Origin of the sequence: Streptococcus lactarius, from assembly GCF_016642265.1 — a bacterium.
In the GTDB taxonomy this organism is placed as follows: domain Bacteria; phylum Bacillota; class Bacilli; order Lactobacillales; family Streptococcaceae; genus Streptococcus; species Streptococcus lactarius.
Genome location: NZ_MRXX01000007.1, coordinates 185,535 through 209,313, shown reverse-complemented (window position 1 = coordinate 209,313; position 23,779 = coordinate 185,535). Strand labels below are relative to the sequence as shown.

The 23,779-nt window shown below is 40.0% G+C and carries 8 protein-coding genes; 6 read left to right on the top strand and 2 right to left on the bottom strand.

Annotated features, from left to right (window positions below; all coding sequences use genetic code 11):
* Window positions 1-45 precede the first annotated feature (45 nt).
* Window positions 46-1,005, top strand: coding sequence for a glycosyltransferase PgfS (pgfS, locus tag BTU61_RS06280; RefSeq protein WP_200772812.1), 960 nt, complete (start codon window positions 46-48; stop codon window positions 1,003-1,005).
* A 17-nt stretch (window positions 1,006-1,022) separates the two neighbouring features.
* Window positions 1,023-3,953 (top strand): glycosyltransferase PgfM1, encoded by a 2,931-nt coding sequence (gene pgfM1, locus BTU61_RS06275; RefSeq protein ID WP_200772811.1) that lies wholly within the window; start codon window positions 1,023-1,025, stop codon window positions 3,951-3,953.
* Between the two features lie 76 nt (window positions 3,954-4,029).
* On the opposite strand, the gene BTU61_RS06270 is transcribed toward pgfM1, so the two are convergent.
* Together BTU61_RS06270 and BTU61_RS06265 are read right to left on the bottom strand one after the other, a co-directional pair.
* On the bottom strand, window positions 4,030-5,868 hold the full coding sequence (locus BTU61_RS06270; RefSeq protein WP_200772810.1) for an LPXTG cell wall anchor domain-containing protein: 1,839 nt from the start codon (window positions 5,866-5,868) through the stop codon (window positions 4,030-4,032).
* Between the two features lie 526 nt (window positions 5,869-6,394).
* Window positions 6,395-8,188 carry an Ig-like domain-containing protein gene (locus tag BTU61_RS06265; RefSeq protein WP_200772809.1) on the bottom strand — a complete coding sequence of 598 codons (1,794 nt, stop codon included), beginning with the start codon at window positions 8,186-8,188 and terminating at the stop codon, window positions 6,395-6,397.
* Between the two features lie 420 nt (window positions 8,189-8,608).
* Between BTU61_RS06265 and BTU61_RS06260 the strand changes: the two genes are divergently transcribed.
* From BTU61_RS06260 to BTU61_RS06245, 4 genes are all read left to right on the top strand, one after another.
* The gene (locus tag BTU61_RS06260; RefSeq protein WP_023919767.1) at window positions 8,609-9,055 is read left to right on the top strand and encodes a dUTP diphosphatase; all 447 of its coding nucleotides are present in this window, start codon (window positions 8,609-8,611) and stop codon (window positions 9,053-9,055) included.
* A gap of 12 nt (window positions 9,056-9,067) precedes the next feature.
* Window positions 9,068-10,426, top strand: a complete 1,359-nt coding sequence (gene radA / locus BTU61_RS06255) for a DNA repair protein RadA (RefSeq protein ID WP_200772841.1) — start codon at window positions 9,068-9,070, stop codon at window positions 10,424-10,426.
* Between the two features lie 139 nt (window positions 10,427-10,565).
* Window positions 10,566-11,060 carry a beta-class carbonic anhydrase gene (locus BTU61_RS06250; RefSeq protein WP_187539425.1) on the top strand — a complete coding sequence of 165 codons (495 nt, stop codon included), beginning with the start codon at window positions 10,566-10,568 and terminating at the stop codon, window positions 11,058-11,060.
* Between the two features lie 237 nt (window positions 11,061-11,297).
* On the top strand, window positions 11,298-23,642 hold the full coding sequence (locus tag BTU61_RS06245; RefSeq protein WP_200772808.1) for an SspB-related isopeptide-forming adhesin: 12,345 nt from the start codon (window positions 11,298-11,300) through the stop codon (window positions 23,640-23,642).
* Window positions 23,643-23,779 lie beyond the last annotated feature (137 nt).

Below are 23,779 nucleotides of genomic sequence, written 5' to 3'. Positions count from 1 at the left end.
GCTTTTGCTCTCTCTTTTTTGAAAAAGGTAAATAGGAGTGAAGGGATGAAATTGTCCATATTAATAACTCTCTTGAATGAAGAGTTAGTACTACCTCAAACACATCGTGAAATTTCAAACCAGCTGGAGAAGATGTTAGATCATGAGCTCACGGATTATGAACTACTTTACATCGATGATGGGAGTAATGATAAAACATTTGAACTGATTGAAGGGTTTGCGAAAGAGAACAAACGGGTAAAATATATTCGATTTAGCCGAAATTTTGGTCGAGAGAGTGGGATTTTAGCGGGCTTTAAGTATGCAAGTGGAGATGCAGTGATGGTCATGGATGGGGATCTCCAGCATCCGCCGTATCTGATTCCCTTATTCTTAGAAGCCTATAATGAGGGCTACGATATTGTCAGTGGACAACGTACTCGTGAAGGTGAGTCTTTCATTGGAAGTTCATTTGCTCGTTTGTTTTATTTCTTGTCCAATCGTTCCATGGATGTCCATTTGACAGATGGGAAATCAGAACTACGACTGCTTAGCCGAAAAGCAATGGAAGCATTTGTATCCATGCCTGAGTATAATCGTTTTAACAAAGGTTTGTATGAGTGGATCGGATTCAAAGAAAAAGTCATCCCTTATAAGAATGAAATCCGTAAAGCTGGAAAAAGCAAATTTGGTTTTAAAAAATCATTGAACTATGCCATACAAGGGATCATTTCTTTTAATGATCGTCCTTTACGTGTATGTATTCAATTTGGTTTTATCTCCTTAGGACTGGCCCTTCTATATCTGGTGTTTGAATTGATGAAATATATTCTTTCTGCTGGGAATTATGTCAGTGGTTATTTTACGACGATAGCAGCCATTATCTTATTTAGTGGTGTTCAGTTGATTTTTATTGGGATTCTTGGAGAGTATATTGGTAAGATCTATTATGAAGTGAAGCGTCGTCCTCACTTTATTATTGAAGAAACAAATATCGAAAAAGCAAAAGAAAATCATATCGGATAAAAAAGATAGGAGAAAACATGTTAATCTGGTTTATGCGCTGGCAAGAGCTTTTGAAAAAATATCCAAAGAAGATTCTCTATGTAGCTAGTGCTCTACTTCCAATGACCATTATGCTTCTTGTGTGGGCATCAATAGGAATGTATCCCTTTGGTAATAAAAGTTTAATGGCTGTTGACTTTGGTCAGCAGTATATCAGTTTCTTTGGGCTACTAAAAAATGCTGTACTGACTGGAGATCTCTCCAGTTTGAGTTATTCATTTACCAAATCTCTTGGTGGAGATATGATTGGGGTTTTGGGTTATTATTTGATGAGCCCCTTCAATCTGATCTACATTTTAACACCACTAAAGTATTTTGGAGCTGCTGTATTCTTAACGATTTGGCTTCGTTATGGAGCCATGGGAATGTCCTTCGCCTTCCTTTTGATCAAACGCTACAAAGGATCAGTCTCTAGAAGGTGGATGGTGCCACTATTTTCAACGGCTTATGCATTATCTGGTATGATGGTTTCCTATCAGATGAATGTCATTTTCTATGATGCTATGATCCTACTTCCAATTGTCATTGTGTATCTGGAAAAACTATTAGATGGTCAGTCCCCTTATCAGTACGCCTTGGCTTTAGGCTTAACCGTCTTGCTCCAATTTTATATGGGGTATATGATCTCCATCTTTATTGTCTTGTATTCTTGCTATTATGTATCTCCAAGATTAATGGGTGAGGGAGATTTCAAGACAAGACTGAAAAACTTTAGTCTCCCCCTCTTACAGCTAGTCATTTATACCATAATCGGGATTGCGACAGCTGCTATTTTGATTCTACCGGTATTCTTTAATCTGATAGAAAGTAAAGGACAAGTCGGTGGAGGCATGACCTTCTCCTTTGCCTTCCAAATTAATCCACTAGATATTCTTGCGAAATTAGTAGTGGGAGGCTTTGATACAACTTCTGGTTGGTCTGCTGGTCCAAATTTACCCAACATCTTTATCGGCGCTTTGAGTTTTCTCGGCTATATCTTTTATTTCCAATCAAAAGAGGTCTCGAAAGCTAAAAAATGGGCTGCGGGGATTGTGACTTTAGTCTTTCTAATTTCCTTTGTGAATGAATTTGTCAGCAAGATTTGGCATATGGGTCAAAATCCAGCAGGTTTCTTCTTCCGTTTTTCTTGGCTATTTTCATTCTTTATGTTGGTCTTAGCCTACCAGGCTGTGAAGACAAAGGTGCTTATTTCAAAATGGACCAATTGTCTCATTGGCCTAGGTCTACTGTTATCAGTGGTGTATCTATATTTCCACCAATATAGCTTTATTGCAAAGACTCAGCCTAAAGCCATTACCCAATTCTTCTCAAAATTTTCTATTTTAAGTGTTCTCTTACTTGCAGCAATTATTAGCTTACTCTTTTATGCCTATTGGGAAAAATCCCAGAAGAGCCAATTGTCAAAAGCCATTCGTATGGGAGGTGCTGGTGTTCTTCTAGTAGTAGCGGCTATCCTCTTAAAAATGGGTTACTTGTTGTCGCAAGTGGGAATTACAGTGATGCTTTACTTAGCTATCTTAGGAATTCTAAACCTTCAATGGTCGCGCATATCAGTGATTGTTGTTTCGTTATTGACAATCTTTGAGTTAGGCTATAATGCCTATTTATCTCAAGTGACATTTGTTTACGATGATGTACGTAAATTTGCAGATGCTACTGTTTCAGTTAAGCGAGTAACAGATAGTGTTCAAGAAAATGCTGATCAACCATTCTACCGAATTGCAACTAATTTTGCTTATTCTAGAACGGTTCCTTCGCTGGTCTCTTATCCAGGATTAAGTACGTTTAGTTCGAGCTTGGAACGTAGTACAATGGATCATTTTGCTTACATGGGAGATCTAGGAGTTAATGCGGCGACCCAGTATGCTAATGGCACACCGTTGACAGATGCCCTGTATGGAATTCGATATTTTATGAGTACTAAAGACTGGGATCAAAAAGAGGTAGATGCACACCCTGAAAAGATGTACTCTTACCGCTTTACAGAGCGCTTTGATTTGAATCGCTACTTCTCAGACAAGGTCTATGAGGATGAACGCTATATCGTTTATAAAAATCCTAATTCTTTCCCTCTTGCCTATGGAACCAATTCTCTAGTTAGAAATATTCGTTTTGGTGTCAACAATGCCTTTGCTAATCAAAACATTATCTTGAACTCGATGGAGGGACACCAACAGGAAAACAAGGATGTAGTTGAGTACTTTAAACCTCTAGCCTTTAGTTCAATCGAGACAGAAAATGTCAAGGAAGAAAAGGTCAATAAGGAGACTGGAGAAGCAATCTATAATAGAATTGATCCTTCAAAAGAAGCTATTATTCGTTACAAGGTCATTCCTCGTACCAATAATACTTATTACTTTTTCACGCCTGTATCTCTGATCCAAAATCAAGACTATTCTGTATTGCTAAATAATAAATGGCTACTAAATGATAAAATCTTTACTCAAAGACAAATTTGGCAGTTGACGGATCAAACAGAAAATCAAGAAACAGTTATTGAATTTAGATTTAAAACAGATCATATCGATATGAGTAATGCTGGTGTCTATCGTGCGGATATCGATCAGATTCAGCAAGTACTGGATAATCGTAAAAAACAAGGTTTGCATGTGACGAAGTTTGCAAATACCCATATTGTTGGAGATGTTTCCATTACAGATGATAGCAACTATATGATGACCTCTATCCCTTATAGTGACGGATGGAAGGTGAAAGTAGATGGAAAATTTGTCCAAACAGAAAAAGCCTGGGACGCTTTCCTGTCTTTCCCAATTACAAAGGGAAATCATAAGATCGAATTTGTTTTTAGACAAAAAGGAGTTATTTTAGGGGCTCTCTTATCGATGATTTCGATAACCTATCTCATCATTCAGTTAAGACGAGAAAAGGATGAAATCAGCTCATATTAAAAAGATTCTAGTATCAAAAAAGAATAGCACCCTCGTGGGATGCTATTCTTTTTGGTATGAGTGAGATTCACTCTTATTAGTTATTTGAAATTTTACGTTTCAAGACGATTGCGCCAGATAGAATGACAACTCCTATTAGGATAGCTCCTGTTGCAGCAATTTCCCCTGTATTTGGAAGGAATCCTTTACGACGACCATTCGTTGACTTGGTCGTTCCAGAATGGTTGTTTGATGGCCCTCCTGGTGTAGTTGTTGTGCTAGCAGTAGGTGTTCCTGGTGTAGTTGTTGTGCTAGCAGTAGGTGTTCCTGGTGTAGTTGTAGTACTAGCCGTAGGTGCTTCAGTAGTTGTAGTACTAGTAGTAGTAGTCTCTTTTGTAGTTGTAGTACTAGTAGTAGGCGCTACTGTAGTCGTAGTGCTAGTAGAAGGTGCTTCAGTAGTTGTAGTGCTAGTAGAAGGCGCTTCAGTAGTCGTAGTGCTAGTAGAAGGCGCTTCAGTAGTTGTAGTGCTAGTAGAAGGTGCTACTGTAGTTGTAGTACTAGTCGTAGTACTAGTCGTAGTACTAGTCGTAGTACTAGTCGTAGTAGTTGTAGTTGTAGTGCTAGTAGTTGTGGTTGTTTTTGGTTTTTCTTTTGGGTTGACAATTGTCTTCGTTACCGCATGGTCCGTTCCGCTAAAGTCTTCAGCATTAACTGGAGTATCAGCAGTAGTAATGGTATAACCTTCAGGTGCTTGTAACTCAGTTAAGATGTATTTATCTTTTAAAAGACCATTGACTGTGATATTCCCATCTTTATCGGTCACATATTCACCGATTACTTGGTTGTTGGCTTGACGTACCACTTTGAATTTAGCTCCAGCAAGTGGTTGATTCGCGTCGCCCACTTTATGGATATGAATGGTAAAGACATAACCGACACCAGATCCACCTGCAATTTGAATGGCAGAAGCATTTAAAGCTTGTTTAATAACAACACCTTTACCTTTTAGTGTCGCCTCATTTTTTAAAACTTCTCCATCGGCAGGTGTATATTTTAAGCGAACGTCATATAAAATTTGGTATTGATCTGCTTCAGTAACATCTCCAAGGTTAACAGTGAAAGACTGACCGTCATCACTAACCGTTACCGTATGTTGGTCTGTCACATCTACTGTATCATTTAACTGCCATGAACCGTCAGTATTAGAGAAGGTTCCCTTATACACGCGAATACTACCTTTTACGTATTCTGCATTCGTAAATTGTAAATGATCTTCTACCGTAACTTCTTTAATATTTTGTTTATTTTGATTGACAGAAATTGCATATTTAATTAATGTTGGGTCTTTCTGAACATCACTTATTTTAACGAACAATTTAGGTTCTGAAATTCCAACCCCTTTGAAATTCACTTTTCCAACAATAGTTGTTTTGTTGTTAACCGTTACTTGAACCGGAACTTCTCCAGCTTCAGGATGTTTTTTATAATCTACTTGAGCGTAGAAGTAAAAAGAACCATTTGTATCAGAATGATTTTCAACATAATCAGTATATGTTAATGAAATCTTTTTATTATCCTTATCAACTGTTGCATGTGCAATAATTTGATTAGTTTGAGTGTCACGAATCTCAAAACTTTGTGAAGAAATGATTAGAGGGTCGGAAATAGAAATATCTGTCGTATCTCCTGCCTTCACATTTTTCCCAGCTAAATCATAGTTTGCATTAATTCTAAAATTCTGCCATTTTCCAACGCCGTCTTCAATATTACCTCCGTTCTCACTGGTAACATTGATATTCTTAATAGTATCCACAAACTTTCCACTAACGGTAATATTAGGCGTCTCAGCTGATGTTTTGGTTAGGCTAAGAGCGAAAAGAACCGTTAATAAAGCAAGGATAAATGTGAAAATTTTGATATTTTTTCTATTATCCATTTTATCTTCCCCTTTTTTCATAAAAATCCTATTCCCACGAAACAATATGGTAAAACTGGTTGAGATCTATATAGGCTCCGTAAGATTTACAGTTCTCCAAATTGAAACTTGAGAAAGACCTCCATATATTTGTTTTAGCAAGGAAAATATTTTAGTTTTAAAATTATTCCCTACAGGAGGCATTATAGCAAAAATGAATCTAAGTATCAAGCATTCGATCATAGTTTTTAAAAAAACAACCTAAAAATATCTATGCAAAAAATTACGAATAATAGAATTGAAAAGATGCTTCACAAAAGATAGCCACATTATAGAAGAGATAAGAATAGCTATAGAGTAAAAGAGAACTTTGATGATAAAAATGGGCAATTTGACCAAACAGAGAAATAGGGGGGTTCTGCTATTCCTAATTGAAAGGGGATATTGCAAGATCGAATTTGCTTTTAGATAAAAAGACTCTGGTATAAAAAAGAATAGCACCCCCGCGGGATGCTATTCTTTTTAGTATGAGTGAGATCCACTCTTATTAGTTATTTGAAATTTTACGTTTCAAGACGATTGCGCCAGATAGAACGATAACTCCTGTTAGGATAGCCCCTGTTGCAGCAATTTCCCCTGTATTTGGAAGGAAACCTTTGCGACGACCATTCGTTGACTTGGTCGTTCCAGAATGGTTGTTTGATGGCCCTCCTGGTGTAGTTGTAGTAGACTTAGCCGTAGTCACAGGTCCTCCTGGTGTGGTTGTAGTACTAGTAGTAGTCTCTTTTGTAGTTGTAGTACTAGTAGTAGTCTCTTTTGTAGTTGTAGTACTAGTAGTAGTCTCTTTTGTAGTTGTGGTACTAGTAGTAGGCGCTACTGTAGTTGTAGTGCTAGTAGAAGGTGCTTCAGTAGTCGTAGTGCTAGTAGAAGGTGCTTCAGTAGTCGTAGTACTAGTCGTAGGTGCTACTGTAGTTGTAGTACTAGTAGTAGGCGCTACTGTAGTCGTAGTAGTTGTAGTTGTGCTAGTAGTTGTGGTTGTTTTTGGTTTTTCTTTTGGGTTGACAATTGTCTTCGTTACCGCATGGTCCGTTCCGCTAAAGTCTTCAGCATTAACTGGGGTATCAGCAGTAGTAATGGTATAACCTTCAGGTGCTTGTAACTCAGTTAAGATGTATTTATCTTTTAAAAGACCATTGACTGTGATATTCCCATCTTTATCGGTCACATATTCCCCGATTACTTGGTTGTTGGCTTGACGTACCACTTTGAATTTAGCTCCAGCAAGTGGTTGATTCGCGTCGCCCACTTTATGGATATGAATGGTAAAGACATAACCGACACCAGAACCACCTGCAATCTGAACAGCAGCTTTGTTGAGGGCTACTTTAGTTTCTATATCTTTCCCTTTTAAGGTAGCTTGGTTACTTAAAATTTCGCCATCGGCTGGTGAGTAATTTAAGTGGACATCATACGTAATACGGTATTGATCCGTTTCACTGATATCTCCAAGATTCACAACAAATGATTGACCATTTTCACCAACAGTAACTGGATGTTCATTGGTTACATCCTTAGTATTATTAAATTGCCATTCACCATTTACATAAGACATCTCACCTTTTGTCACACGAAAACTATCTTTAACATAAGAAGCATTGGTAAATTGCAATTTGTCTTCTACTGTTACCTTTTTAATATTTTGCTTTAGTTGGTTCACAGAAATGCCATAGGAAATAGTCTTAGGATCATCTGAGTGAACCCAACTTGTTTTCTTTAAAAGGTTTGGATTACCATCACCAACACCTTTAAAGGTAACTTTACCTGCAATAGTTGTTTTGTTGTTAACCGTCACTTCAACCGGGATTTCTCCTTGTTGAGGGTGCTTCTTGAAGTCGATACGAGCGTAGAAATAAAAATTACCATGTGTATCTGAATGTTTCTCCGCATAATCCGTATAAGTTAATGAAATCTTTTTATTATCCTTATCCACTTTTGCATGAGCGATGACTTCATTGGTCTTTTCATCTTTAATATCAAAGCTTTGTGATGTAATAATCAAAGCATCTGATACAGTGATATCGGTTGTATCCCCTGCTTTAACATCCTTACCGGCTAAGTTAAAGTCGGCATTGATTCGGAATGTTGCCCATTCTCCTAATTCCCAATCAAGATTCCCACCTTCATTGTTAGACACTTGAACATTTAAAATGGTATCTACAAATTTACCAGTAATAGTTACTCCAGGTGTCTCAGCGGACGTTTTGGTCAAGCTGAGAGTGAAAAGAACCGTTAATAAAGCAAGGATAAATGCAAAAATTTTGATGTTTTTTCTATTATCCATTTTATCTTCCCCTTTTTTCATAAAAATCCTATTCCCACGAAACCATATGGTCAAACTGGTTGAGATCTGTATCCGTTCTGTAAGATCTCCAGTTTCCAAATTGAATCTTGAGAAAGGCCCCCATATATTTGTTTTAGTAAGAAAAATATTTTAGTTTTAAAATTATTCCCTATAAGAGGAATTATAGCAAAATTAAAGAGTAGATTCAACCTAAAAATAGAATTTTTTAGCACACATTGTATGTCAAATGACTCATAAAGGTTTTTTATTTTCAGAAAAAACATGAAAATTACATGCAACTTACTGACTGAAAAGGAATTTTAAAAAAATTACGAATAATAGAATTGAAGGAACGCTTTTCAAAAAAGTGATGGTATAATAGAAGAGATAGAAACTATTTAGAATGAAAGAGGAATGATGATGACAAAAATTCGTGGATTTGAACTTGTATCAAGCTATACCAATCAGGACTTGCTGCCAAAACGGGAGACGGCCCATGCGGCTGGCTATGATTTGAAGGTAGCCGAGCGCACGGTCATTGCACCAGGCGAGATCGTCCTCGTTCCAACTGGGGTCAAGGCCTATATGCAAGCGGGTGAGGTGCTCTATCTTTATGATCGTTCTTCTAATCCTCGCAAAAAGGGTCTGGTCTTGATCAACTCTGTGGGGGTTATTGATGGCGACTACTATGGTAATCCAGGAAATGAAGGCCATATCTTTGCTCAGATGAAAAATATTACCGATCAAGAAGTTGTTCTTGAAGTTGGGGAACGTGTGGTTCAGGCTGTCTTTGCACCATTTTTAATCGCAGATGGAGATGAAGCAGATGGTGTTCGTACTGGTGGATTTGGAAGTACGGGGAAATAAAGGAGAAATACGATCGCTAAGAAAAAAACGACATTTATTTGTCAAAATTGTGCCTACAATTCACCCAAATACCTAGGGCGCTGTCCCAACTGTGGTTCTTGGTCTTCCTTTGTCGAGGAGGTAGAGGTTGCAGAGGTCAAGAATGCACGGGTGTCCTTGACAGGTGAAAAGACCAAACCCATGAAACTGGCTGAGGTGACCTCCATCAATGTCCATCGAACTAAGACCGAGATGGAGGAATTTAACCGTGTGCTTGGAGGCGGTGTCGTCCCAGGAAGTCTCGTCCTCATCGGGGGAGACCCTGGGATTGGAAAATCAACCCTGCTCCTGCAAGTATCGACCCAACTGTCTCAAGTGGGAACGGTCCTCTATGTTAGTGGCGAGGAGTCAGCCCAGCAGATCAAACTTCGGGCAGAGCGTTTGGGGGATATTGACAGTGAGTTTTACCTCTATGCTGAGACCAATATGCAGAGCGTGCGAGCAGAGGTAGAGAAAATCCAGCCTGACTTTCTCATCATCGACTCTATCCAGACCATTATGTCTCCTGAGATTTCAGGGGTACAAGGGTCGGTTTCTCAGGTGCGGGAAGTGACAGCTGAACTCATGCAGCTGGCCAAAACCAATAACATTGCCATCTTTATCGTTGGACACGTAACAAAGGAAGGAACCTTGGCAGGTCCTCGGATGCTGGAACACATGGTGGATACGGTGCTTTACTTTGAAGGGGAACGTCACCATACCTTCCGGATCCTGAGAGCGGTCAAGAACCGTTTTGGCTCGACCAATGAGATTGGGATCTTTGAGATGCAGTCAGGTGGACTGGTCGAAGTCCTCAATCCGAGTCAAGTTTTCCTAGAAGAGCGTTTAGACGGTGCGACTGGTTCGTCCATCGTGGTGACCATGGAGGGAACCCGTCCGATTCTTGCAGAAGTGCAGGCCTTGGTGACACCGACCATGTTTGGGAATGCCAAGCGGACGACAACGGGGCTTGATTTTAATCGAGCTAGTTTGATTATGGCTGTTTTGGAGAAACGGGCAGGTCTCTTGCTCCAAAATCAGGATGCCTACCTTAAGTCTGCAGGTGGTGTCAAATTAGATGAACCTGCGATTGACTTAGCGGTTGCCGTTGCCATTGCCTCGAGCTATAAGGACAAGCCAACCAACCCGCAGGAGTGTTTTGTTGGAGAGTTGGGCTTGACAGGAGAGGTCCGTCGGGTCAATCGGATTGAGCAGCGGATCAATGAAGCGGCTAAGCTCGGTTTCACAAAAATCTATGTACCGAAAAATTCACTGACAGGGATCACGACACCATCCGAAATTCAAGTGGTTGGTGTGACGACTCTGAGTGAAGTCTTAAAGAAAGTATTTTAATAGTAGAAAAGGCCAAGATGCAAACGCTGAGGGCCTTTTTTCCGGTGTGACAAATCTTAAAGGCTCGTTTCTGACAGGACAGGTAGATTGTGGTACAATAATAGATAATTTGAATCTCAAAGGAAATGAAGGAGTGGCTATGACCTATTTTGATAATTTTTTAAAAGCCAACCAAGCCTATGTTGGCTTGCACGGAGATCTCCATCTACCGATCAAGCCTAAAACAAAAGTGGCCATTGTGACCTGTATGGATTCTCGTCTTCACGTGGCACCAGCTCTTGGTCTTGCCTTGGGAGACGCCCACATTTTGCGGAATGCTGGAGGGCGCGTGACCGAAGATATGATTCGCTCGCTCGTGATCTCTCAGCAACAGATGGGAACTCGCGAAATCGTGGTCCTGCACCATACGGATTGCGGGGCACAAACCTTTGAAAATGAGCCCTTCCGTCAGTATCTCAAGAAGGAACTCGGAGTAGACGTGGGGGACCGGGATTTCCTTCCCTTCCAGGACGTGGAAGAGAGTGTCCGAGAGGATATGGAGATCTTGAAAGCTTCCCCTTTGATTCCAGAGGATGTGAAGATTTCCGGAGCCGTATACGATGTCAATACTGGCTTGATTTCAGAAGTAAAATAAAGAAGAAAAGCTGTGATAGATCCCTATTTATGGATCTACTATGGCTTTTTTTGTTGTTTAAATTAAGTGTACCGATTGGGAAAAAAATTCAAAAACAGAGGGGGTGGGGGTATAGAATTCGGGGAAATATTAAAAATAAAACAATTTAATTACAACAAATTGACAAAATATGTCTATAATATTACAATTTGGTTTGTATCATGGAATCATGAAATATGAAAAAGGAGATCCTATCAAATGAAGGATGTATTTAATAGACGCCAGCGTTTTTCCTTGCGGAAGTATAGCATTGGCGTTTGTTCTGTTCTCTTAGGGACAGCTCTTTTCGCTGCAGGTGCCAATACGGCTTCTGCGGATGAAGCAACTACCCCTTCAGGTGCATCGACGTCGGCTTCGACGGAGTCTGCATCTGATAGCACAGTAGCAGCTGAAACAGCTGCCTCTTCTACTGAAGCTTCTTATAAAGCTACAGAAACGAAAGTCGATCAAGCAAATACAGGTGCTGCGCAGGAAGTCAAAGAGCAATCTGAGGCTAAAAAAGCAGCAGCTAAAGCTGAGGAAGCAGCAAAATCAGCTCCGAAAGCTGAAGAAGCTGTAAAACCGCTAAACGTTGGTTCATTGCCAGAAACCGCTCTACCAGTTACAAATAAGGCAGAGTTAAGCTCTAAACCAGCCTCTACACCAGCGGCGACTACAGCCTCTACACCAGCACCAGCAACTTCAACTCGTGCTGCAGCTAGTCAAAGCTCGGAAGCAGCAACTGCAAGTGAAGCTGCTCGAGTAGCCCTCAAACCTACAGCGCAACCAGCCTCACTTCGTGGTACTGAAGCTCCTAAAGCAGATCAAGCAGCAGCTGAAGATCGCAGTGCAGTACTTGATCGTGCCGCAACTGATATGACGAACGGCGGAGCTTTGGCATCAGGTCGTAGCCGTCGTAACCGTCGTGCTTTGACAGACCACAACAACCAACCTATTGATGTTGAAACGACTTTGAAAACTGATGAAGAAGCAACTCCTACTATGGATGATCCAAATGGGTCAGGTGTTTCATCTCAATCTGTACCAGCTGGTTATGAAAGAAAAGAAGGTGACTTCTATACATACGGTATCTGGGATTTAACGAAGTTTAACGAACGTTATCATACGAACTATTATGCACGTGCCTATAAGAGTTTTGATAATTCAACGGATACAACAGTTGAATTGATTAATAAAAATACGGGCGCTGTTGTTGAAACTAGGAAAATTACTGCTTCAAGTGGTGTCCAAAAATTCACAACTACAACTGCTGCATCGAACGGAGAATTGACTTTCCAAGTAGATTACAATGAAGGTAGGGGAGCTGCTGCTGATAAAACAGATAAACCATTTATTCAAAATGGGTATGAAGTTGGAGCAGCTATCAAAGCCTTAGTTGCTGCTGGTCATACCTTAACTCCAGCAGAGAAAACTCGTTACGATGCGGTTTATAATGCTCGTACGACAACGGATATTATCAACGTTGTTGAACCAGCTTATAACGGTCGTACTATCACAGATTCAAATGACAAAATCCCTGTCACTGTCAATCAAAAAACGCTTTATAAAGTAGTTGATAAAAACAACCCAACTTATGATCCTAATAAAACGGATAAAACTGCACAGACTTATAAACCTAACGGGAATGAAGTAGAACTTGCAAGTTATTCAATAACAGCTATGGAAGGTCAAAACTTCACTGCTTCTGGTGAACGTCAGTTTGTGAATTATAAACTTTATCAGACAGCTGATGCGAATGAAAAGACTGGTTATGTCAGCAAGCCTTACACTGTAGGTACCAGATTTATGGACGCTGAGCGTGCAGGAATCAAACGTATCAAGGAAATCGTAGGTGAAGATGGTACTGTAGTTATCCGTGTTTATCTTTTAGATCCAAGACAACAAAACAAACGTTCAGATGGTACATTGAATACTGACGGTTATATGCTTTTAGCAGAAACTGAACCAATTAAACCAGGGCAAGCCAATACAAAGGAATTGGTGGTTAAAAAGACACCGCTTCGTACGATTGCTTTCAGAGGTAATGATGGCGTCAACCATCCAAATGGTATTGAAGTTCCATTTGACTTCCAAGACGCTGCCGGTTATGTCCCTAAAAAGACGGTATTTGTTCCATTCTTGGGAGATAATATTGGTCACCTTTCTCCAAATGCCCAATTAGAGCGTGGAGTAAAAGGTATTGGTACCAACGTTGACTTGCTCAACACCTTAGTTCCTTACAAACAACCTGTTTACTACTATGTAAAACCAGAGCCTGTAACAGTCACTCCAGAAGTTGAAAAACAATTGGAAGGACGTACCCTTGTAAATGGTGAATTTAGCTTTAAGATTAAGGAAAAATCTTCTGCACCTGGTGTGGAAGAAACTGTTACAAACCAAAATGGTAAAGCAACCTTCTCTAAATTGACATTTGATAAAGTAGGTACTTATACATACACCATCACTGAGTTACGTGGCAAAGACGCAAATGTTGACTACGATGACATGGAAGTGACCATGACTGTCACGGTTACTCAAAATGCTGCGGGTGATTTGCAAGCGGCTGTGAAATACAGTGCTGAAGGCGGATATAAAATAAGCGCGGATGACAAAATCTTTAACAACTACGTTGTCGCCCCTGTTAAGACAAAATTCGACTTCACCAAAGCTCTTGCAGGTCGTGCACTTAAAAATGGTGAGTTCAGTTTCCAATTGAAAGATGAGAACGGAACTGTTCTTCAAACGAAGACTAACAATGCTAGTGGTGTGATCGCCTTTGACGATTTGACATTCACAAAAGCTGAAGTTGGTGTCCATCATTACACTGTAGAAGAAGTTGTTCCGGCACACAAAGAAGCTGGCATGACTTATGACCCAATGAAAGCTGCAGTAACCATCACTGTTACTAAAGATGGTCATGTTCTTAAAGCAGTTAATACGCTTCCAGCAGACACTGAATTCAACAATACCTTCACTCCTACCGCAACCCAAGCACAATTCCGCTTCACAAAACGTTTGGAAGGTAAGACTCTTGAAGCCAATGCCTTCACATTCGAATTGGTTGAAAATGGCAATGTGATCCAAACTAAACAAAATGCGGCTGATGGATCAATCCAATTCGATGCAATCTCATACGCTGCTACAGGTACACATACTTATACTGTACGTGAAAAAGCTGGAACAGATACCAACATCGATTATGATCCAATGAACGCTGTTGTGACTGTTAACGTCACAAAAGATGCTCAAACAGGTCTTTTGAACGCAGCTGTTACAATGCCAGCAGATACTGAATTCAACAACTTTGCTGTTGCACCAGTTAAGACCAAGTTCAACTTCTCTAAAGCACTTGCAGGTCGTGCCCTTAAAGATGGTGAGTTCACTTTCCAATTGAAGGATGCCAACGGAACTGTACTTCAAACTAAGACTAACAATGCTAGTGGTGTGATCGCCTTTGACGATTTGACATTCACAAATGCTCAAGTTGGTACTCACAAGTACACTGTTGAAGAAGTTCGTGGTTCAGAAACTGGTATGCAATATGACCCAATGAAAGCTGCAGTAACCATTACTGTTACTAAAGACGGTCATGTTCTTAAAGCGGTTAATACGCTTCCAGCAGATACTGAATTCAACAATACTTTCACTCCTGCTGCAACCCAAGCACAATTCCGCTTCACAAAACGTTTGGAAGGTAAGACTCTTGAAGCCAATGCCTTCACATTCGAATTGCTTGAAAATGGCAATGTGATCCAAACGAAACAAAACGCAGCGGACGGTTCAATCCAATTCGATGCAATCTCATACGCTGCTGCAGGTACACATACTTACACTGTACGTGAAAAAGCTGGAACAGATACCAACATCGATTATGATCCAATGAACGCTGTTGTGACTGTTAACGTCACAAAAGATGCTCAAACAGGTCTTTTGAACGCAGCTGTTACAATGCCAGCTGATACTGAATTCAACAACTATGTTGTTGCTCCAGTTGTGACCAAGTTCGACTTCACTAAGAAGTTGGCGGGTCGCGCCCTTAAAGCAGGTGAATTCAGCTTCGTATTGAAAGATGCTGCTACAGGTGCAGTTGTTGAAACTGTACAAAATGATGCTGCTGGTAACGTATCCTTCTCTAACTTGTCATTTGACAATACAAAAGTTGGAGCACACGTCTACACTGTAGAAGAAGTCATTCCAGCTAATAAAGAATTTGGTATGACTTACGATGCCATGAAAGCAACTGTTACAGTGACAGTAGCTAAGAATGGTCATTCATTGACAACTGTTACCAATGTATCTTCAACAGGTGGTAAAGACGCCAACGGTAATGCTACTGACGGTACTGCCGATAAAGAATTCAACAACAAAGTAACACCGCCAGAAACACCTAAATTCCAACCAGAAAAATTCGTTGTAAGCAAAGAAAAATACGATGTTACTGGTAGAAAATTGATGGATGATGACGATGAGTTGACAGATGAATACGCTGAAACTAACGCGAATCCATATGCTGATGGTGTTGCCAACAACGAACCAGAAAACTTGAATACCAAGACTGTTAAACGTGGTTCTAAATTGGTTTACCAAGTATGGCTTGATACAAATCAATTTACTGAAGCAAACAACGTTCAATACGTTGGTGTATCTGATACATACGATGCTGATAAATTGACAGTGAACGCTTCAGACATCAAGGCTTACGATTCAGTTACTGGTGCAGATGTGACGAACAAGTTCGACATCAAAGTTGAAAATGGTACCATCACTGCAACTTCTAAAGAAGAATTTATCAAAGATAAAGTAAACAACCCAGTTATCGACACTACTAAGTTCGAATTTGGTCGTTACTATAAATTTGATATCCCAGCAACTGTTAAAACATCTGTTGCGGCTGGTGCTGATATTGAAAATACAGCCAACCAAACAGTTCACGTTTACAACCCAGTAAGCAAGACAGTTGAAAAACCAAACAAACCAACACAAAAACGTGTCAACAGTGTTCCAATTCCACTTGATCTTAAATTCACGAAGACTCTTGCTGGACGTACGCTTCAAGCTAACGAATTCGAATTTATCTTGAAGAAAAATGGTACAGAAGTTGAACGTGTTCACAATGATGCAAGTGGTAAAGTAAACTTCAAGACACTTGAGTTTGGTCGCGATGATCTTGGTAAGACTTACAACTACACTGTAGAAGAAGTTCGTGGTGCTGATAGTACCGTTACTTACGACCCAATGGTTGCGACTGTGAAAGTTGTGGTTTCTCACGACGGTACAGCTAAAGCAATCGTAGCAACTGTTACAGATGCTGCTGATAAAGAATTTAACAATACCGTAACACCTCCAACAGAACCTAAGTTCCAACCAGAGAAATACGTTGTATCTAAAGCGAAATTCGATATCACAGGTACGAAGCTCGTTGATGACGATTCTGAATTGACAGATAAATATGGTGAAACAAACACAAACCCATATGTCGATAATACAAACAACAACGAAGCTGAAAACTTGAATACTAAGACAGTTGAACGTGGATCTAAACTTTACTACCAAGTATGGTTGGATACAACTAAGTTTGACGCAAACAACAAAGATAACATCCAAACAGTTGGTATCTCAGATGACTTTGACGAAACTAAGTTGAATGTTACTGCATCTGAAATCAAGGCTTACGATTCAGTCACTGGTGCAGATGTTACTAACAAGTTCGATATTGCTATTAATAACGGTATTGTGACAGCTAACCTGAAAGCAGGCTTCACGAAGTCACTTGGCGACGCTGAAAATACTCAAGTAATCGATACAACTAAGTTCGAATTTGGCCGCTACTATAAATTTGATATTCCAGCAACAGTGAAAGACGATGTCGTAGCTGGTGCTGATATTGAAAACAAAGCAGCGCAAGTTGTGAACTATTATGACCCAACTCATAAATCTGTAACACCAAAAGAAAAACCAACTGAAAAACGTGTCAACAGTGTTCCAATCTCAGTAGAATTCAACTTCACTAAGAAATTGGAAGGCCGTGCGTTGAAAGCTGGTGAATTCACATTCGAGTTGAAAGATAGCGACAATGTTGTCATCGCAACGACAACCAACGACGCAGACGGTAACTTCAAGTTCGTACCAGTTGATTACACAAACAAAGCTGGTGAAACTGTCACAGCCCTTAAATATAAGAAGGGTCAAGAAGGTACTTACACTTACACTGTAACAGAGGTGAAAGGTACAGACTCAACTGTCACTTACGACCCAATGGCTGCAGTAGTAACAGTTAAAGTCAGTCACGATGGTACTGCGAAAGCCTTGATCACAAACGTGACAGATCCTGCCGATAAAGAATTCAACAACCGTGTCACTCCACCAACAGAACCTAAGTTCCAACCAGAGAAATACGTTGTTTCTAAAGCAAAATTCGATATCACAGGTACGAAGCTCGTTGATGACGATTCTGAATTGACAGATAAATATGGTGAAACAAACACCAATCCATATGTCGACAATACAAACAACAACGAAGCTGAAAACTTGAATACTAAGACAGTTGAACGTGGATCTAAACTCTACTACCAAGTATGGTTGGATACAACTAAGTTTGACGCAAACAACAAAGATAACATCCAAACAGTAGGTATCACAGATAACTACGACAAGGATAAATTGACTGTAACTGCATCAGACATCAAGGTTTACGATTCAGTTACTGGTGCAGATGTAACAACTAAATTCGATATCTCTGATAACAATGGTGTTCTGACAGCTAACCTGAAAGCAGGCTTCACTAAGTCACTTGGCGACGCTGAAAATACTCAAGTAATCGATACAACTAAGTTCGAATTTGGACGCTACTATAAATTTGATATCCCAGCAACAGTGAAAGACGATGTCGCAGCTGGTGCCGATATTGAAAACAAAGCAGCTCAAGTTGTGAACTACTACAACCCAACAACTAAGAAGGTTGAAAAACCAAACAAACCAACTGAAAAACGTGTCAACAGTGTTCCAATCTCAGTAGAATTCAACTTCACTAAGAAATTGGAAGGTCGTGCGTTGAAAGCTGGTGAATTCACATTCGAGTTGAAAGATAGCGACAATGTTGTCATCGCAACGGCAACCAACGACGCAGACGGTAACTTCAAGTTCGTACCAGTTGATTACACAAACAAAGCTGGTGAAACTGTCACAGCCCTTAAATATAAGAAGGGTCAAGAAGGTACTTACACTTACACTGTAACAGAGGTGAAAGGTACAGACTCAACTGTCACTTACGACCCAATGGCTGCAGTGGTAACGGTTAAAGTCAGTCACGATGGTACTGCGAAAGCCTTGATCACAAACGTGACAGATCCTGCCGATAAAGAATTCAACAACCGTGTCACTCCACCAACAGAACCTAAGTTCCAACCAGAGAAATACGTTGTTTCTAAAGCAAAATTCGATATCACAGGTACGAAGCTCGTTGATGACGATTCTGAATTGACAGATAAATATGGTGAAACAAACACCAATCCATATGTCGATAATACAAACAACAACGAAGCTGAAAACTTGAATACCAAGACAGTTGAACGTGGATCTAAACTTTACTACCAAGTATGGTTGGATACAACTAAGTTTGATGCAAACAACAAAGATAACATCCAAACAGTAGGTATCACAGATAACTACGACAAGGATAAATTGACTGTAACTGCATCAGACATCAAGGTTTACGATTCAGTTACTGGTGCAGATGTAACAACTAAATTCGATATCTCTGATAACAATGGTGTTCTGACAGCTAACCTGAAAGCAGGCTTCACTAAGTCACTTGGCGACGCTGAAAATACTCAAGTAATCGATACAACTAAGTTCGAATTTGGACGCTACTATAAATTTGATATCCCAGCAACAGTGAAAGATGATGTCGCAGCTGGTGCTGATATTGAAAACAAAGCAGCTCAAGTTGTGAACTACTACAACCCAACAACTAAGAAGGTTGAAAAACCAAGCAAACCAACTGAAAAACGTGTTAACAGTGTTCCAGTTCCACTTGATCTTAAATTCACGAAATCTCTTGAAGGTCGTCAATTGAAAGATCAAGAATTCACATTCGTTCTTAAGAAAGATGGCAATGTTGTCGAAACAGTCAAGAATGATGCGACTGGTAAGGTTAACTTCACTCAACTTAAGTTTGGTAAAGATGATCTTGGTAAGACTTACAACTACACTGTAGAAGAAGTGAAGGGAACAGATGCAACCGTTACATACGATACAATGAAAGCAACTGTAGCAATCACAGTATCACACGACGGTACAGCTAAAGCCCTTGTAGCAACTGTAGGTGCAATTGCTGATAAAGAGTTTAACAACCGTGTAACTCCTCCAGAAGAACCTAAGTTCCAACCAGAGAAGTATGTATTGAATGCAGAGAAATTCTCAATCACTGATAACAAGCTTCTTGATGACGATTCTGAATTGGCTGATAAGTACGCAGATACAAATGCCAACCCATATGTGGATGGTACTGCCAACAACGAAGCTGAAAACATCAATACGAAGACTGTTAACCGTGGCGACAAGTTGGTTTACCAAGTATGGTTGGATACAACTAAATTTGACGCAGCTAACAAGGACAACATCCAATCAGTAGGAATCTCAGATGACTACGATGAAGCTAAGTTGGAACTTGATTCTACTAAGATCAAAGCTTACGACTCGGTAACAGGTGATGATGTCACTTCTAAATTCGATATCGCTGTGAACAATGGTGTGCTTACTGCGACTCTTAAAGATGGCTTCACGAAGTCACTTGGCGATGCAGAAAACACTCAAATCATTGATACAACTAAATTCGCCTTCGGACGTTACTACAAGTTCGACATCCCAACAACAGTTAAAGCTGATGTTCCTGGCGGTGTGGATATCGAAAATACAGCGGCTCAAGTAGTGAACTACTACAACCCAACAACGAAGAAGGTTGAAAAACCAAATAAACCAACTGAAAAACGTGTGAACAACGTACCAGTTGACGTGGAATTCAACTTCACTAAACGTTTGGAAGGTCGTGAGCTTAAGGCTAACGAATTCAGCTTCGTTCTTAAAGATTCAGCAGGTAAAGTTCTTGAAACAGTAAGCAACGATGCGGCTGGTAACGTTAAATTCTCTAAACTTGAATTCAAGAAAGGCCAAGAAGGCGTTCACAACTACACTGTAGAAGAAGTGAAGGGAACAGACGCAACTGTCACTTATGATACGATGAAAGCGAATGTAACAGTAACCGTTTCACATGACGGAACTGCTAAACTTCTCGTAGCGAAAGTTGGCGAAATTGCGGATAAAGAATTCAACAATACTGTTCGTCCTCCAGAAGAACCTAAGTTCAACCCTGAAAAATATGTTGTTTCTGAAGCGAAATTTGACGTAACAGGTACAAAACTCGTTGACGATGATAAAGAATTGGCAAACAAGGTTGCGGATACAAACGCTAACCCTTACGCTGATGATGCATCAAACAACGAATTGGAAAACTTGAATACTAAGTCAGTGAAACGTGGTCAAAAACTTTACTACCAAGTATGGTTGGATACTACTCAATTTGACGCGAACAACAAGGATAACATCCAAACAGTTGGTATCACAGATGACTTCGATGAAACTAAGTTGACTGTGAATGCTTCAGACATCAAGGCTTACGATTCAGTATCAGGCGCAGATGTTACATCTAAGTTCGATATCTCAATCGCTAACGGTGTGATCACAGCTAACCTGAAAGATGGCTTCACTAAGTCACTTGGCGACGCTGAAAATACTCAAATCATTGACACGACTAAGTTCGAGTTTGGACGCTACTACAAGTTTGATATTCCAGCAACTGTTAAATTGGACGTTAAAGGCGGAGTAGATATCGAAAATACTGCGGCTCAAGTTGTGAACTACTATAACCCAACAACTAAGAAGGTTGAAAAACCAAACAAACCAACTGAAAAACGTGTAAATAGTGTTCCAGTTGACATCGAATTCAACTTCACTAAACGTTTGGAAGGTCGTGAGCTGAAAGCCAACGAATTCAGCTTCGTGCTTAAAGATTCAGAAGGTAAAGTTGTTGAAACAGTAAGCAACGATGCGGCTGGTAACGTTAAATTCTCTAAACTTGAATTCAAGAAGGGTCAAGAAGGCGTACACAAGTACACTGTAGAAGAAGTGAAGGGAACAGACGCAACTGTCACTTACGATACGATGAAAGCGAATGTAACAGTAACCGTTTCACATGACGGAACTGCTAAACTTCTCGTAGCGAAAGTTGGCAATATTGCGGATAAAGAATTCAACAATACTGTTCGTCCTCCAGAAGAACCTAAGTTCAACCCTGAAAAATATGTTGTTTCTGAAGCGAAATTTGACGTAACAGGTACAAAACTCGTTGACGATGATAAAGAATTGGCAAACAAGGTTGCGGATACAAATACCAACCCTTACGCTGATGATGCATCAAACAACGAATTGGAAAACTTGAATACTAAGTCAGTGAAACGTGGTCAAAAACTTTACTACCAAGTATGGTTGGATACTACTCAATTTGACGCGAACAACAAGGATAACATCCAAACAGTTGGTATCACAGATGACTACGATGAAACTAAGTTGACTGTGAATGCTTCAGACATCAAGGCTTACGATTCAGTATCAGGCGCAGATGTTACATCTAAGTTCGATATCTCAATCGCTAACGGTGTGATTACAGCTAACCTGAAAGATGGCTTCACTAAGTCACTTGGCGACGCTGAAAATACTCAAATCATTGATACTACTAAGTTCGAGTTTGGACGTTACTATAAATTTGATATTCCAGCAACAGTGAATGCAGACGTTCCTGGTGGTGCAGATATTGAAAATACAGCAGCTCAAGTTGTGAACTACTACAACCCAACAACTAAGAAGGTTGAAAAACCAAACAAACCAACTGAAAAACGTGTAAATAGTGTTCCAGTTGACATCGAATTCAACTTCACTAAACGTTTGGAAGGTCGTGAACTGAAAGCTAACGAATTCAGCTTCGTGCTTAAAGATTCAGAAGGTAAAGTTGTTGAAACAGTAAGCAACGATGCGGCTGGTAACGTTAAATTCTCTAAACTTGAATTCAAGAAGGGTCAAGAAGGCGTTCACAACTACACTGTAGAAGAAGTGAAGGGAACAGACGCAACTGTCACTTACGATACGATGAAAGCGAATGTAACAGTAACCGTTTCACATGACGGAACTGCTAAACTTCTCGTAGCGAAAGTTGGCGAAATCGCGGATAAAGAATTCAACAATACTGTTCGTCCTCCAGAAACTCCTGATTTCAATCCAGAGAAATACATCTTGAACGAATCCAAATTCGATCTTACAGGTGTGAAACTTCTCGACGATGATAGTGAGTTGAAGAATAAGGTGGCAGACACAAATGCCAACCCATATGCGGACGGAACTGCCAACAACGAAGCTCAAAATATCAATACGAAGACACTCAAGAAAGGTGATAAAGTATACTACCAAGTATGGTTGGATACAACTAAATTCACTGAAGCACACAATATTCAATCTGTTGGTGTGACAGATAAATATGATAGCGAAAACTTGAATATCAACGTAGCAGATATTAAAGCATACGACTCTATAACAGGAGAAGATGTAACAGCTAAGTTTGACATCAAGCTTGAAAATGGTCTCATCACTGCAACATCTAAAGCAGATCTTACTAAGTCTCTTGGTGATGCAGAAAATACCCAAGTCATCGACACAACTAAGTTGGCCTTTGGACGTTACTACAAGTTTGAAATTCCTGCAGAAATTAAACAAAGTGCACAAGATGGTGTGGACATTGAAAATACTGCATCTCAAACAGTTCACCAATATGACCCAACTCATAAGACAGTGAACAAGCCAAACAAACCAACTGAAAAACGTGTTGTAAATCTTCCGGTTAAGGTACAATTCCAATTCACTAAGAAATTGGAAGGACGCACATTGAAAGCTGGTGAATTCAGCTTCGTTCTAAAAGACGAAAAAGGCAATGTGATCGAAACTGTGAAGAATGACGCAGCTGGTAAGATTACCTTCTCAAATCTTGAGTTCAAACGTGGTGAAGAAGGAACTCACCTCTACCATGTAGAAGAAATTCGTGGTACAGATTCTAGCGTTGTTTACGATAAGATGGTTGCGACCGTTGGTATCGTGGTGAATAAAGAAGGTAAGGTATTAGTGGCTACTACTAAGTTGCCAGAAGATACAGAGTTTAACAACACTGTTATTCCGCCAACAACACCGCCTAATACACCACCAACACCACCAACAACACCGCCAACAACACCGCCAACAACACCGCCAACTCCTCCAACGCCACCAACAACACCGCCAACTCCTCCAACGCCACCAACAACACCACCAACGACTCCTCCAACACCACCAACACCAACAACTCCACCGGCTCCAGGACTTCCTAACACTGGTGAAGAACAATCAGTATCAGCTGCATTGTTAGGTGCTGCACTTGGTATGGTTGGACTTGCTGGACTTGCAAAACGCAAGAAACGTGAAGACTAAAATTGAGGAGACATCAACAATTTTGTAGATGAGGCGACAATTTTAGATCCAAGACGAAGAGGCTTTGCTCGAAAGAGCAGGGCCTCTTTGTTATTGAAAAAATAACAAAATATACAGGTAAATAGTAAAATTTTTTA

What these genes read in the sequence shown, in the direction of transcription:
- pgfS (WP_200772812.1), top strand. Translation starts at nt 46, where the DNA reads ATGAAATTGTCCATATTAATAACTCTCTTGAATGAAGAGTTAGTACTA.
- pgfM1 (WP_200772811.1), top strand. Translation starts at nt 1,023, where the DNA reads ATGTTAATCTGGTTTATGCGCTGGCAAGAGCTTTTGAAAAAATATCCA.
- BTU61_RS06270 (WP_200772810.1), bottom strand. Translation starts at nt 5,868, where the DNA reads ATGGATAATAGAAAAAATATCAAAATTTTCACATTTATCCTTGCTTTA.
- BTU61_RS06265 (WP_200772809.1), bottom strand. Translation starts at nt 8,188, where the DNA reads ATGGATAATAGAAAAAACATCAAAATTTTTGCATTTATCCTTGCTTTA.
- BTU61_RS06260 (WP_023919767.1), top strand. Translation starts at nt 8,609, where the DNA reads ATGACAAAAATTCGTGGATTTGAACTTGTATCAAGCTATACCAATCAG.
- BTU61_RS06250 (WP_187539425.1), top strand. Translation starts at nt 10,566, where the DNA reads ATGACCTATTTTGATAATTTTTTAAAAGCCAACCAAGCCTATGTTGGC.
- BTU61_RS06245 (WP_200772808.1), top strand. Translation starts at nt 11,298, where the DNA reads ATGAAGGATGTATTTAATAGACGCCAGCGTTTTTCCTTGCGGAAGTAT.